Below are 13,251 nucleotides of genomic sequence, written 5' to 3' on the forward strand. Positions count from 1 at the left end.
AGGGCGCGGATTACCTCGTGGTGACGCCGCCGGCCGCATTGACGCCGAATGCCGCCATCGATACCTACGACGACCACCGCATGGCCATGTGTTTTTCGCTGGTGAGCCTCGGCGGCGTGCCAGTGCGTATCAACGACCCGAAATGCGTCGGCAAGACCTTCCCGGATTATTTCGAGCAGTTCGCCAAGCTCGCGAAGGCCTGATGACCATGACTAAACCAATCACAGCGATGAAAGCTCCGACCCCGCGCGTAATTTCCCGCCGATCCGGACGTCTCCGATGAAACCCACCCGTCCGTTTCACCAGACTCCTGTTATCACCATTGACGGCCCGACGGCTTCGGGCAAAGGCACTGTCGCCGCGTCGGTCGCCGCCACGCTCGGCTTCCATTTACTCGATAGCGGCGCGCTGTACCGGCTCACCGCACTCGCAAGCGCGCGCTACAACATCGAGCCCGAGAATGGCGACGCGCTCGCCGAACTCGTTGCAGATCTCCACATCACGTTCCGGGAAGGCCTGGCGCAGCTCGACGGCGTGGATGTATCGACGGAAATTCGTGCCGAGGAAATTGGCAACCGTGCATCAGCGATTGCCGTTCACGGCCAGGTTAGGACGGCGCTGATTGCGCGCCAGCGGGCGTTCCGCAAGCCTCCGGGGCTGGTTGCCGACGGCCGCGACATGGGCACCGTTATTTTCCCCGATGCAACGCTCAAGGTGTTTCTCACCGCGAGCGTTGAAGCGCGGGCTGCCCGGCGGCATAAGCAATTGATACAAAAAGGCTTTTCTGCTAATATGGAAGACTTGCTACGAGATTTGCGCGAGCGGGACGCACGAGACAGTAACCGTGTGGCCGCGCCGCTCAAGCCTGCATTGGACGCGAAGACGCTGGACACCTCCGGGTTATCCATTGACCAGGCGGTCAATCAGATCATTGGTTGGTTTCAGTCGGCTTAAGGCAGTTCACACGTAGTTCGTTGCAATTGTTGGAAAAAGGCCACCATTTGGCGGCTTTGCTTTGGAGCTCCATGAGAAACATGGAGCGTGTTTTAACCCCTCAACCCCGTGTGGCGTTCGCCTTTTTTGCCATCAGCCCGAACAGTTTGGGCAGGCATCGCGAAGCAGCTGCGCAACTATAGATTTTTATGTCCGACCTGCAAACATCTACCCCGATTACCGAATCTTTTGCGGCTCTGTTCGAAGAGTCGTTGACCAAGCAGGACATGCGTGCGGGTGAAGTTATTTCCGCCGAAGTCGTGCGCGTCGACCACAATTTCGTGGTCGTCAACGCGGGTCTCAAGTCCGAAGCCTACATTCCGCTCGAAGAATTCCTGAACGACGCGGGCGAGGTAGAAGTGCAGGCGGGCGACTTTGTTTCCGTGGCTATCGACGCCCTGGAAAACGGTTATGGCGACACCATCCTGTCGCGTGACAAGGCGAAGCGTCTGGCTTCGTGGCTGTCGCTGGAAAAAGCGCTCGACAACAACGAACTCGTGACCGGCACGATCACGGGCAAGGTCAAGGGCGGCATGACCGTCATGGTCAACGGCATCCGCGCGTTCTTGCCGGGTTCGCTGGTTGACACGCGTCCGGTCAAGGACACGACCCCGTACGAAGGCAAGACGCTCGAATTCCGCGTCATCAAGCTCGACCGCAAGCGTAACAACGTTGTGTTGTCGCGCCGTGCCGTGATCGAAGCGACCCAAGGCGAAGAGCGCGCAAAGCTGCTCGAAACGCTGAAGGAAGGCGCGATCGTGGAAGGCGTGGTCAAGAACATCACGGACTACGGCGCATTCGTGGACCTCGGCGGTATCGACGGCTTGCTGCACATCACGGACATCGCATGGCGTCGTGTGCGTCACCCGAGCGAAGTGCTGTCGGTTGGCCAGGAAGTGACCGCAAAGATCCTCAAGTTCGACCAAGAAAAGAACCGCGTTTCGCTGGGGATCAAGCAACTCGGCGACGACCCGTGGGAAGGCATTTCCCGCCGTTATCCGTCGGGCACGCGCCTGTTCGGTAAGGTGACGAACATCACGGACTACGGCGCATTCGTCGAAGTGGAATCGGGCATCGAAGGCCTGGTTCACGTGTCGGAAATGGACTGGACGAACAAGAACGTTGCACCGTCGAAGGTTGTGCAACTCGGCGACGAAGTCGAAGTCATGGTTCTCGAAATCGACGAAGACCGCCGCCGTATCAGCCTCGGCATGAAGCAGTGCAAGCCGAACCCGTGGGACGACTTCAGCCGCAACTTCAAGAAGGGCGACAAGCTGGAAGGCGCGATCAAGTCGATTACCGACTTCGGCGTGTTCATCGGTTTGCCGGGCGGCATCGACGGTCTGGTTCACCTCTCGGACCTGTCGTGGAGCGAAACGGGCGAAGAAGCGGTTCGCAAGTACAAGAAGGGCGACGAAGTTCAGGCTATCGTTCTGGGCATCGATGTCGAGAAGGAACGCATTTCGCTGGGTATCAAGCAACTCGAAGGCGATCCGTTCAGCAACTTCGTGGCAATGAACGACAAGGGCGCGACGGTTGACGGCGTGGTCAAGTCGGTGGACGCGAAGGGTGCAGTCGTGACGTTGACGGCAGACGTGGAAGGTTATCTCCGCGCGTCGGAAATCGCTCAGGACCGCGTGGAAGATGCTCGCAACGTGCTGAAGGAAGGCGACAAGGTCAACGCGATGATCATCAACATCGATCGCAAGTCGCGTGGCATCAACCTGTCGATCAAGGCCAAGGATTCGGCTGAGCAACAGGAAGCTATCCGTGGTCTGGCTTCGGCTGACTCGAGCACGGCTGCAACCGGCACGACGAACCTTGGCGCGCTGTTGAAAGCCAAGCTCGACGGCCAGAACGGCTAAGCCGCAGGTATTGCTGCAGCATGACCAAATCGGAATTGGTCGCCCAACTGGCGCTGCGATTTCCGCAACTTGTTCTTAAAGATGCGGATTTCGCGGTGAAGACGATGCTCGATGCGATGTCGGACGCTTTGGCCAACGGCCATCGCATCGAAATCCGCGGCTTCGGCAGTTTTGGCCTCAATCGTCGTCCATCGCGCGTTGGACGCAATCCCAAGTCAGGGGAGAAGGTGCAGGTACCGGAGAAATTCGTACCGCACTTCAAACCTGGCAAGGAGTTGCGCGAACGGGTAGACGGCCGCTCGGGCGAGCCGCTGAAACAGTCGAATGAAGCGGATAGTGACGAAGACGACGATGTTTGACCGGCGTCCGAGTTCAAGCCGCATCAAGCCGTTGTCTGCCAGAGGCAAATGACCGAAAAAAGCACCCGCAAGGGTGCTTTTTTTATGTCTCCGCCGGATGTCCGCCAATGGCGCTTTCGTTCTGCACGATCGTTCGCCACTGCTATCTTTCGCGTTAACGTGGAGCGGTAAACTGCCGCAAACGTCCTCCGGATCGGCCTATCGTCCAAGCCGTTGCGCATTGCCTCATAGGCTTCAATTACAATACCGAACGCCAACGACCCAGTGCAGCGTGGCCCGCGCTTTGCGTCCCTAGTGGATATCGGTGTTGTACCCACCGCCCGCGTTGCCTCCTGCGTCGTTCCGCAATTGCCGTCAAAGAGACCCTTATGAAATTTTTTGTCTGGCTGATCCGTGTACTGGTTTTCGTGCTCCTGCTCGTGTTGGCGTTGGCCAATACGCAAAGTGCGACGCTCAATTTTCTCGCTGGTTACTCTTGGCAGGCACCGCTGATCCTGATTGGCCTGGCGTTTTTTGTGGTTGGCTTGGTGGCTGGACTGCTCTCGTCGCTGCCTTCGTTGTTTCGTCTGCGGATGGAAAATGCCCGGCTCAAGCGCGAACTGCGCACAGCACGCGATGCTCCTGTCGTCCCGATGGATCCGCCTATGCCGCCGCTGATCTGACGGGTCGCGCAGTGATTGGCCTCGTGTCAGTGCGGTCAAGTGCCCGCTTCCGGCACTCCGTGCTGACCCTTAACCCTTTCCAAGAATTCGCATGGATCTAGACTTCTGGTGGCTGCTTGTCATTCCGGTCGCGTTCGCTCTCGGCTGGATGGCATCGCGCTATGACCTGAAAACGCTGCTGTCCGAAAACGCGAATCTGCCGCGCTCGTATTTTCGCGGCCTCAATTTCCTGCTGAACGAGCAACACGACAAGGCCATCGACGCCTTTATCGAAGTTGCAAAGCTCGACCCCGAAACCATCGAATTGCACTTTGCGCTCGGTAACCTGTTTCGCCGCCGCGGTGAGACGGACCGGGCCATTCGCGTGCATCAGAACCTGCTTGGCCGCGCTGATTTGCCAGTCGCCGAACGCGATCACGCGTTGTTCGAACTCGGCCAGGATTTCCTGAAGGCGGGTCTGCTGGATCGCGCCGAGGAAACGTTCCGGTCGCTCGAAGCCGGCGAATATGCGTTGGGTGCGCAACGGGCGTTGCTGACTATCTACGAGATCGAGAAAGACTGGAACAAGTCGATTGCAACCGCCGGCCGAATCCAGGAAATGGGCGCGGCGACGCTTGAAAAGGAAGTCGCCCAGTTCCATTGCGAACTCGCGCAAGAAGCGCTGCAGCGCAAGAACCCGGCAGACGCCCGTGCTGAACTGAAACTCGCGCTCGCGGCGAATCCCGACAACGTGCGGGCGACCATTCTGGTTGGCGACGTGGATGCCGCCGGTGGCGATCTGGAGTCGGCTATCGTGTGCTGGCGTCGCGTGGAAGAGCAGAATGCGGCGTATCTGCCGCTGGTGGCCGAAAAACTGGTGCAGGCTTACGAACAACTCGGCCGTACGGCTGAGGGCGTGGATTTGCTGGTTGATTACGTGAATCGCTATCCGTCGAATGATCTTCTCGACGTGGCGTTCAAGCACGTCTCGCAATTGCGCGGAATGGACGCAGCCCACGCGCTTGCGCGGCATCAGATGCAGACATCGCCGAATGTCGCCGGCATGACTCGGCTGCTGGAAGCGCAAGTGGCCACGGCCGAGGAACCGCGTCGCAGCGAACTCGAACTGATGCGCACGCTCGTCAAGCAGCGGACCAAGAACCTGCCGCGCTACACATGCCAGAATTGCGGTTTCCGTGCGCGTCTCTTTTACTGGCAATGTCCCGGCTGCAGCGGCTGGGAAACCTATGCGCCACGCCGCGTCGAGCCGATCACCGCATCCGTCTGAAGGCGGCTCGCGTGACCACGGATTGACGCGCGACCTGCGTAGCCTGGCCCTTGCGGCCTGGCTCACGCGGGATGCACAGGACACGCAACGTTTGACACGATCGGACTCCGCGGCCGTTTTGGCCTGATCCAACGACCATCACCGGTTTCTCCGGAACGCTTATGAAAATATCCATCATTGGGACGGGCTACGTCGGACTAGTGACCGGCGCGTGCCTCGCTGAAATTGGCAACGACGTGCTATGCCTGGACGTCGATGCGCGCAAGATCGACATCCTCAATAACGGCGGTGTGCCGATCCACGAACCGGGCTTGCACGAGATCCTGAAACGGACGCGTGCTGCCGGCCGCATCCGTTTTTCCACGAATATTCAGGAAAGCGTCGAGCACGGCGAGATCCAGTTCATCGCGGTGGGAACGCCGCCGGACGAGGACGGTTCCGCCGACTTGCAGTATGTGCTCGAGGCTGCGCGCAACATCGGGCGTTATGCAAACGGCTTCAAGGTGATCGTCGATAAATCGACGGTTCCGGTCGGCACAGCCCAGCACGTGCGCAACGTAGTCGAGCAGGAACTGAAGGCACGCGGGATCGAGCCCAAGGGCAAGAACGGCTTTTCGGTTCTATCGAATCCGGAGTTCCTGAAGGAAGGCGCGGCTGTCGACGACTTCATGCGCCCCGACCGCATTGTGCTCGGCGTTGATGACGACGAAGCTGGCCAGATCGCCCGCGAGAAGATCAAGGGCCTCTACGCGCCGTTCAACCGTAATCACGAACGCACGCTCTATATGGACGTGCGTTCGGCCGAGTTCACGAAGTACGCGGCGAATGCCATGCTCGCCACGCGCATTTCGTTCATGAACGACTTGTCGAATCTCGCCGATGCCGTGGGCGCGGATATTGAAGCGGTGCGTCGCGGCATTGGTTCGGACCCGCGTATCGGGTATCACTTCCTGTATGCCGGTTGCGGCTACGGTGGTTCGTGTTTCCCGAAGGACGTGCAGGCGCTGGCGCAGACGGCGCGTGAAAACGGACATCGGTTGCGGATCCTCGAAGCCGTGGAAGAAGTGAACGATCTGCAGAAGGAAGTGCTTGTCAGCAAGATCACGAAGCGCATGGGCGAAGACTTGCGCGGCCGCACGTTTGCCGTATGGGGCCTCGCGTTCAAGCCGAATACCGACGACATGCGCGAGGCGTCGAGCCGCCGGCTGATTGGCGCGCTGCTCGAGCGCGGTGCGACGGTTCGTGCTTACGACCCCGTGGCCGTGGCGGAAAGCCGTCGAGTTTTCGCGCTCGATCTCGCCGATAAACCGCAACAGCTCGAACGCCTGCATTTCGTCGATTCACAAAAGGACGCGTTGCCCGGCGCGGACGCTCTTGTGATCGTGACCGAGTGGAAGGAATTCAAGAGCCCGGACTTCGCGCATCTGAAGAGCGAGCTCAAGATGCCGGTCATTTTCGATGGCCGCAACCTGTACGAACCCGAAGCGATGGCGGAACTCGGCATCGACTATTTTGCAATAGGACGTCCCCATGTCGAACTCCCTGTCACTTGACGCAGCGGTGCCTGCGGTCGCTGCACACGCTCCCGTTCCACCGGTTCCACGTGCACGCATTGCGGCGGCGCGTGTGCTGGTGGTCGGCGACGTGATGCTCGACCGTTACTGGTTCGGCGATGTGAACCGCATTTCTCCGGAAGCGCCCGTGCCGGTTGTGCATGTACAGCGCCAGGAAGACCGGCTCGGCGGCGCGGCGAACGTGGCGCGCAACGCGGCCGCGCTGGGCGCACAGGCGGGCTTGCTGTGCGTGGTTGGGCATGATGAGCCGGGCGAACGCATTGTGACGTTGCTCGGCGAGAGCCGGGTGACGGCTTTCCTTGAGCGCGATCCCGAGTTGCTCACCACCATCAAGCTACGCGTGCTGTCGCGGCAGCAACAATTGCTTCGAGTCGACTTCGAGAATTCACCAACGCACGAAGTCCTGAGCGCATGTCTTGCCCGCTTCGAGTCGCTCTTGCCGCAACACGATGTGATCCTGATGTCGGATTACGCGAAGGGCGGCCTGACGCACGTGACGCAAATGATCGCGGACGCGAAGCGGGCCGGCAAACCCGTGCTGGTCGACCCGAAGGGTGACGACTGGGACCGGTATCGTGGCGCCACGCTAATCACGCCGAACCGTGCGGAATTGCGTGAAGTGGTCGGGCGCTGGAGCTCGGAAGAAGATTTGCTCGTACGTGTCACGGCGCTGCGCGAGTCGCTCGATATCAGCGCGTTGCTGCTCACGCGATCGGAGGAAGGCATGACGCTCTTCACCGCCGGCCAAGTGGTCCATACGCAGGCCGATGCGCGCGAAGTGTATGATGTTTCGGGTGCCGGCGACACGGTCATTGCAACCGTTGCAACCATGCTGGGCGCGGGTGTGCCGCTGGTGGACTGCATCGCTTACGCCAACCGTGCAGCGGGAATCGTCGTCGGGAAACTGGGTACGGCGACCGTCGACTACAACGAACTTTTCGCCTGATTTTCGGCTGACCTCTCGGCTAATACCACCATGACAATCATCGTTACCGGCGCGGCCGGGTTTATCGGCAGCAACATCGTGAAGGCGCTCAACGAGCGTGGCGAGCAACGTGTCATCGCGGTCGACAACCTCACGCGCGCCGACAAATTCAAGAACCTGGTCGATTGCGAGATCGACGATTTTCTCGACAAGACGGAATTCGTCACGCGCTTTAAACGCGGCGATTTCGGCAAGGTCAGGGCTGTTTTCCATGAAGGCGCGTGTTCCGACACAATGGAAACCGACGGCCGCTATATGATGGAAAACAACTTCCGCTATAGCCGCGAGGTGCTAGATACGTGCCTGGAGCAGGGCGTGCAGTTCCTGTATGCGTCGTCGGCGGCGGTGTATGGCGGATCGAGTGAATTTGTCGAGCGCCGGGACGTCGAGAAGCCGTTGAACGTGTACGGTTATTCGAAATTTCTCTTCGATCAGATCGTGCGCCAGATCCTGCCGAAAGCACGCACTCAGATTGCTGGTTTTCGCTATTTCAACGTGTACGGACAGCGCGAGAATCACAAGGGACGCATGGCGTCTGTCGCGTTCCACAACTTCAACCAGTTCCGCGCCGAGGGCAAGGTCAAGCTGTTTGGCGAATACAACGGATATGGCGCGGGCGAGCAGACGCGCGATTTCGTGTCGGTGGAAGACGTGACGAAAGTCAATCTGCACTTCTTCGATCATCCGGAGACGTCGGGTATTTTCAACCTTGGTACGGGGCGCGCCCAGCCATTCAACGACATTGCGTCGACGGTGGTGAACTCGCTGCGGGCAATTGACGGCGAAGCGCCGTTGTCGCTGGCGGAGTTAGTGCAGCGTGGCTTGATTGAGTACATTCCGTTCCCTGATGCATTGCGCGGCAAGTACCAGTGTTTCACGCAGGCTGATCAGTCGAAGCTGCGTGAGGCCGGGTATGACGCACCTTTCCTGACAGTTCAGGAAGGTGTCGACCGGTACGTGCGTTGGCTATTCGGTCAGCTATAAAAGCATTCGCTATCTTCATACACTGGGTCTCCCGGTCAGCGATCATCGCGGACCGGTTTTCAAGGGAGACTCACATGATCAAGAAACTTCTCGCGGCGTTCACGCTGGCTGTATCAATCGGTTCGGCGTTCGCCGCCGTGGATATCAACAACGCCAATTCCGATGCATTACGCGGCATCAAGGGCATTGGGCCGGCCAAGGCGAAAGCCATCCTCGATGAACGCGAAGCACATGGTCCGTTTAAAGATGCGGCCGAGCTGAGCAAACGCGTCAAGGGCATGGGCGGCAAGACGGTCGAGCGCTTGCAGGCTGAAGGGCTGACCATTGGACCGGGCGGAACGCCCGCGGCGGTGGCAGGTGCCGGTGCCAAGCCGGCTGCCGGCGCGGTCGTCGTCAAAAAGTAAAGCGATATGGCGCATCGGTCGGCGCGCCGGTCGACTCGATGCGCCTTCGTTCGCTGGCAGCCCGCAGTCCGCAGCTTTCCAAAGTGCTGGCACATCATCCCCTCCGTCCAATAGGGCCGCTCGGCACCCAGAAACCCGCTGGGCTACAATCAGTAGCTTATCGACCGCAGCAACCCCACGACCACTATGGCTTACAAGACTATTGAAGACACCATTGGCAATACGCCGCTGGTGCAACTGGTCCGCATTCCGGACGATGAAATCCGCAGCCGCAACAACGTGATCCTCGGCAAGCTCGAGGGCAACAACCCGGCGGGTTCCGTGAAGGACCGTCCGGCACTTTCGATGATCAAGAAGGCGGAAGAGCGCGGCCGCATCAAGCCTGGCGACACGCTGATCGAATCGACAAGCGGCAATACTGGCATCGCGCTGGCCATGGCCGCCGCCATTCGTGGCTACAAGATGGTGCTGTTGATGCCGGAGGACCTCTCGGTCGAACGTCGCCAAAGCATGGCGGCCTACGGCGCGGAAATCGTACTCACGCCGGTCACCGGCGGCATGGAATACGCCCGCGATCTCGCCGAGCAAATGCAGCGCGACGGCAAAGGCATCATTCTCGACCAGTTCGCGAATCCGGATAATCCACTCGCGCACTACGAGACAACCGGCCCGGAACTCTGGCGCGAGACGGAAGGCCGCATCACGCATTTCGTGTCGGCCATGGGCACGACCGGCACCATCATGGGCGTGTCGCAATATCTGAAGGAACAGAACGAGAACATCGAGATCATTGGGGCGCAGCCGGAAGAAGGCTCGCGTATCCCTGGCATCCGGAAGTGGCCCGAAGCCTACCTGCCGAAGATTTTCGATCGGAGCCGCGTGGATCGTACGGAAAATGTCAGCCAGGCCGCATCGGAAGCAATGGCGCGGCGGCTGGCGTCGGTGGAAGGTATCTTTAGCGGGATTTCTTCCGGCGGCGCGTGCGAAGTGGCGTTGCGCGTAGCGCGCCAGGTTGAGAATGCGACCATCGTGTTCGTGGTTTGCGATCGCGGTGACCGCTACCTGTCGACCGGCGTGTTCCCAGCCTGACATCGGCTTGGTCGCTCATAAAGGCGGAAACACAAAAAAGCCCGGTATCAGCCGGGCTTTTTGCATAGTGCGGGAGCCAAGACGCCCAACGGTAGCTACATCATTGCGATGCTGAAACCCCGGCATTTCCCGTCGACATCTGCGCCTTCACGGCTTCGCCAAGCTGATACACAGCGAGTGCATAGAAGAAGCTGCGGTTGTAGCGCGTAAGCACGTAGAAGTTCTTCAAGCCGAGCGTGTATTCGGTCGCGCGGCCCGGTGTCGGCAAGTCGACGACTGTCACCGGCGTGCCCGCTTCCGCCATGGTATTGAGCCCCGGTTCGCTCATCAGCATGCCGGCTTTCGTGAGCTGCGCGAGCGACCAATGCGGCTCGGGCTGTCCATCCGCGGCGGCTTGCGCAATGCCTTGGCTGCCCGTGTCTCCGGCAATCTTCCAGACCACCGGCCGTCCCGATTCCCAACCATGCTGCTTCAGGTAGTTCGCGACACTGCCGATGGCATCGGCCGGGCTGGTCCGCAAATCGATGTGCCCGTTGCCGTCGTAATCCACCGCGTACTGCACGATACTGCTCGGCAGGAATTGCGGAATGCCGATTGCGCCCGTGTACGAGCCCAGCACGGTGGTCGGATCGATTTGCTGGTCGTGTGTCCACACCAGCAGATCTTCGAGATTCTTGCGGAACGTCGCTTGCCGTTCCGCGCGGTTCGGCGTGTCGGGATAATCAAAGGTGAGCGTGGTCAGTGCATCGAGCGCGCGGAAGTTACCCATGTACTTCCCATAGATTGTTTCCACGCCGATAATCCCGACAATCGCTTCCGGCGGTACGCCGTACTGATCCGATGCACGCTGCAAAGCCGCCTGGTTCGCGCGCCAGAACTTCACGCCGGCCGCAATGCGTATCGGCTCCACAAAACGTGCCTGATAGGCGCGCCAGTTCTTGGTGGCGGGCGTAGGCGAGGGCAGCACCAGCTTCACGGCCGTGGCCGAATAACTTACGCGATTGAACAGGTCATGCAAGGCGGCGGAATCGAAGTCGTAACGCGCAACCAGGTCGTTAATAAATGCGTCCACATTGGGATTGTTCGCGTAACGCTGCGGCACGATTTCTTCTTCGAACATCTGCCCCTGCGCTGGTGCGGATTGAGGCTGCGATTGCGCAACTGCCTGGCCGATACTGAGTGTGCCAAATGCGCAAACAAGGCTGGCGACTAAGGCGAGGCGCGCGGTTCGCACCGAAAAAGGCAAGACGGTCGAAGCAAACTTGAAGTTCATAGTGTGCGTAATTGTGGCGATGTAACGCGAGGCGCGCTGGAAAAACGCGCAGGGCATACGAGAGTCGGATCAGTATAACCGACGCGTTTTCGACGCCATCCCGAAAGCCCCGCGGGCGGGCGCGGACGCTGCAAAAGGGATGACGTACAACCGGGTCATTTCCAGTGTGGTAACTTAACAAGAACCCGCGCGGTGCGGCGTTGAGCCGCTAGCTTGTACGCGGCCGGAAGGGCCAAGCACCGCAACCGACAAAAACATCTGAACGACAAGAGACACGCGGCACGGCACGCCCGGCTGCGCAACCCATCATGGCTACCGGCTTTTACACCCATCCAGATTGCCTTCTTCACGACATGGGGCCGTGGCATCCCGAATGCCCCGCGCGTCTTCAGGCGATCGAGGATCAGTTGATCGCAAGCCGTATCGACACCCTGATCGAGCGTGAAGAAGCGCCGCTCGCGAGCGAAGAGGATCTGGCGCGGGTTCATACGCAGGCGCATATCGATTTCGTCAAGGAGACGGCGCCGTCAGTCGGCCGCGCGGAGATTGACCCGGACACGATGATGTCGCCGGGTTCTTATCACGCGGCGTTGCGCGCTGCGGGCGCCGTGGTCGCCGCCACCGACGCCGTGATCGCCGGTACTTACGACAACGCATTTTGCAGCGTGCGGCCGCCCGGACATCACGCGGAACCGGCTCGCGCAATGGGCTTCTGCTTCTTCAACAACATCGCGATCGCGGCGCGTCACGCGCTTGAAGTGCATGGGCTCGAGCGCGTGGCTATCATCGATTTCGATGTGCATCACGGCAACGGCACGGAGGCCGCATTCTCGGGCGACCCGCGCGTGCTGATGTGCAGTTTTTTCCAGCACCCGTTCTACCCGTACAGCGGCGCCGACAATCACGCATCGAACATGGTCAATTTGCCGATGCCCGCGCGTACGAAAGGCATGGCAGTGCGCGAAGCCGTCGACATGATGTGGCTGCCGAGACTCGATGAATTCAAGCCGCAGATGATTTTCGTCTCCGCGGGTTTCGATGCACATCGCGAGGACGATCTCGGCAATATGGGTCTCGTCGAGGACGACTACGCGTGGCTGACGGAGCAGATCCGCGCGGTGGCGAAGCGTCATGCGAAGGGCCGGATAGTGAGCACGCTCGAGGGTGGTTATAACCTGTCGGCGCTTGGGCGCAGCGTGGTCGCGCATGTGCGTGCGCTGGCTGATATTTGAGCAGCGGCTTTGCGGCAAACCTGAAATCCCACGCTTGAGCTCGGACCGCACAGGCGTCCCGTCGATTCACTTCTTGATCTACGCGCGGCTTCCGAAGCAAAAAGGGGTTATCACCCGCTGCACACCCCAAAAAATCGCCAACGTGCCGTTTAGAGCACATCCCCGATTGCCACCCGTGCGTTATCACGCGTAAAATCGAACGATCGTGCTGTAAAAAATAAGCGTCTACTGATTGCGCAAAGCCTTCGGGGTCCTGTGCGGTTCGCCGTTAGCAATCGGCGCCGGGAGTCACTCGTTATAATGGGCTTGGGATGATGTATTCGTAACTTAGGAGCGTGTGCATGAAAATCTTGGTGCCAGTCAAACGCGTGGTCGACTACAACGTGAAAGTCCGGGTCAAGCCGGATGGCAGCGCAGTGGACATCGCGAACGTGAAAATGTCGATGAATCCGTTCGACGAAATCGCCGTGGAAGAAGCCGTGCGTCTGCGTGAAGCGGGCGTGGCGACGGAAGTGATCGCAGTATCGTGCGGCGTGACGCAATGTCAGGAAACGCTGCGTACGG

12 protein-coding genes and 2 pseudogenes are annotated in these 13,251 nt (G+C 59.7%); 13 read left to right on the forward strand and 1 reads right to left on the reverse strand.

What is annotated here, in order from left to right; translation table 11 throughout:
- The 11 genes and pseudogenes from JWR14_RS09810 to cysM all read left to right on the forward strand — a co-directional run.
- Positions 1–203: pseudogene (locus JWR14_RS09810) on the forward strand (3-phosphoshikimate 1-carboxyvinyltransferase); the annotation flags it as partial.
- A 76-nt stretch (positions 204–279) separates the two neighbouring features.
- The gene (cmk, locus tag JWR14_RS09815; RefSeq protein WP_299705186.1) at positions 280–954 is read left to right on the forward strand and encodes a (d)CMP kinase; all 675 of its coding nucleotides are present in this window, start codon (positions 280–282) and stop codon (positions 952–954) included.
- A gap of 188 nt (positions 955–1,142) precedes the next feature.
- Positions 1,143–2,858: a 30S ribosomal protein S1 gene (gene rpsA, locus JWR14_RS09820; protein WP_031361047.1), complete on the forward strand. Its 1,716-nt coding sequence runs from the start codon at positions 1,143–1,145 to the stop codon at positions 2,856–2,858.
- A 20-nt stretch (positions 2,859–2,878) separates the two neighbouring features.
- Entirely contained in the window at positions 2,879–3,217 is a 339-nt protein-coding gene (locus JWR14_RS09825; protein ID WP_299705205.1) for an integration host factor subunit beta, read from the forward strand.
- A 368-nt stretch (positions 3,218–3,585) separates the two neighbouring features.
- Positions 3,586–3,879 (forward strand): lipopolysaccharide assembly LapA domain-containing protein, encoded by a 294-nt coding sequence (locus tag JWR14_RS09830; protein WP_299705208.1) that lies wholly within the window; start codon positions 3,586–3,588, stop codon positions 3,877–3,879.
- A 91-nt stretch (positions 3,880–3,970) separates the two neighbouring features.
- Positions 3,971–5,146: a lipopolysaccharide assembly protein LapB gene (gene lapB / locus JWR14_RS09835; protein WP_299705211.1), complete on the forward strand. Its 1,176-nt coding sequence runs from the start codon at positions 3,971–3,973 to the stop codon at positions 5,144–5,146.
- A gap of 161 nt (positions 5,147–5,307) precedes the next feature.
- On the forward strand, positions 5,308–6,699 hold the full coding sequence (locus tag JWR14_RS09840; RefSeq protein ID WP_299705214.1) for a UDP-glucose/GDP-mannose dehydrogenase family protein: 1,392 nt from the start codon (positions 5,308–5,310) through the stop codon (positions 6,697–6,699).
- Positions 6,677–7,666, forward strand: a complete 990-nt coding sequence (rfaE1, locus tag JWR14_RS09845) for a D-glycero-beta-D-manno-heptose-7-phosphate kinase (protein WP_299705218.1) — start codon at positions 6,677–6,679, stop codon at positions 7,664–7,666. The genes JWR14_RS09840 and rfaE1 overlap by 23 nt, the downstream gene beginning before the upstream one ends.
- A gap of 30 nt (positions 7,667–7,696) precedes the next feature.
- Positions 7,697–8,689, forward strand: a complete 993-nt coding sequence (rfaD, locus tag JWR14_RS09850) for an ADP-glyceromanno-heptose 6-epimerase (protein WP_299705221.1) — start codon at positions 7,697–7,699, stop codon at positions 8,687–8,689.
- 74 nt (positions 8,690–8,763) lie between these two features.
- Positions 8,764–9,093 carry a helix-hairpin-helix domain-containing protein gene (locus tag JWR14_RS09855; protein WP_299705224.1) on the forward strand — a complete coding sequence of 110 codons (330 nt, stop codon included), beginning with the start codon at positions 8,764–8,766 and terminating at the stop codon, positions 9,091–9,093.
- 186 nt (positions 9,094–9,279) lie between these two features.
- Positions 9,280–10,182, forward strand: a complete 903-nt coding sequence (gene cysM, locus JWR14_RS09860; RefSeq protein ID WP_299705227.1) for a cysteine synthase CysM — start codon at positions 9,280–9,282, stop codon at positions 10,180–10,182.
- 100 nt (positions 10,183–10,282) lie between these two features.
- On the opposite strand, the gene mltB is transcribed toward cysM, so the two are convergent.
- On the reverse strand, positions 10,283–11,455 hold the full coding sequence (gene mltB, locus JWR14_RS09865; RefSeq protein WP_299705230.1) for a lytic murein transglycosylase B: 1,173 nt from the start codon (positions 11,453–11,455) through the stop codon (positions 10,283–10,285).
- A gap of 308 nt (positions 11,456–11,763) precedes the next feature.
- Between mltB and JWR14_RS09870 the strand changes: the two genes are divergently transcribed.
- On the forward strand, positions 11,764–12,687 hold the full coding sequence (locus JWR14_RS09870; protein WP_299705233.1) for a histone deacetylase family protein: 924 nt from the start codon (positions 11,764–11,766) through the stop codon (positions 12,685–12,687).
- 341 nt (positions 12,688–13,028) lie between these two features.
- Positions 13,029–13,251 (forward strand): annotated as a pseudogene (locus JWR14_RS09875) (electron transfer flavoprotein subunit beta/FixA family protein); the annotation flags it as partial.

The organism is Caballeronia sp. (genome assembly GCF_028292365.1).
Classification (GTDB): Bacteria; Pseudomonadota; Gammaproteobacteria; order Burkholderiales; family Burkholderiaceae; genus Caballeronia.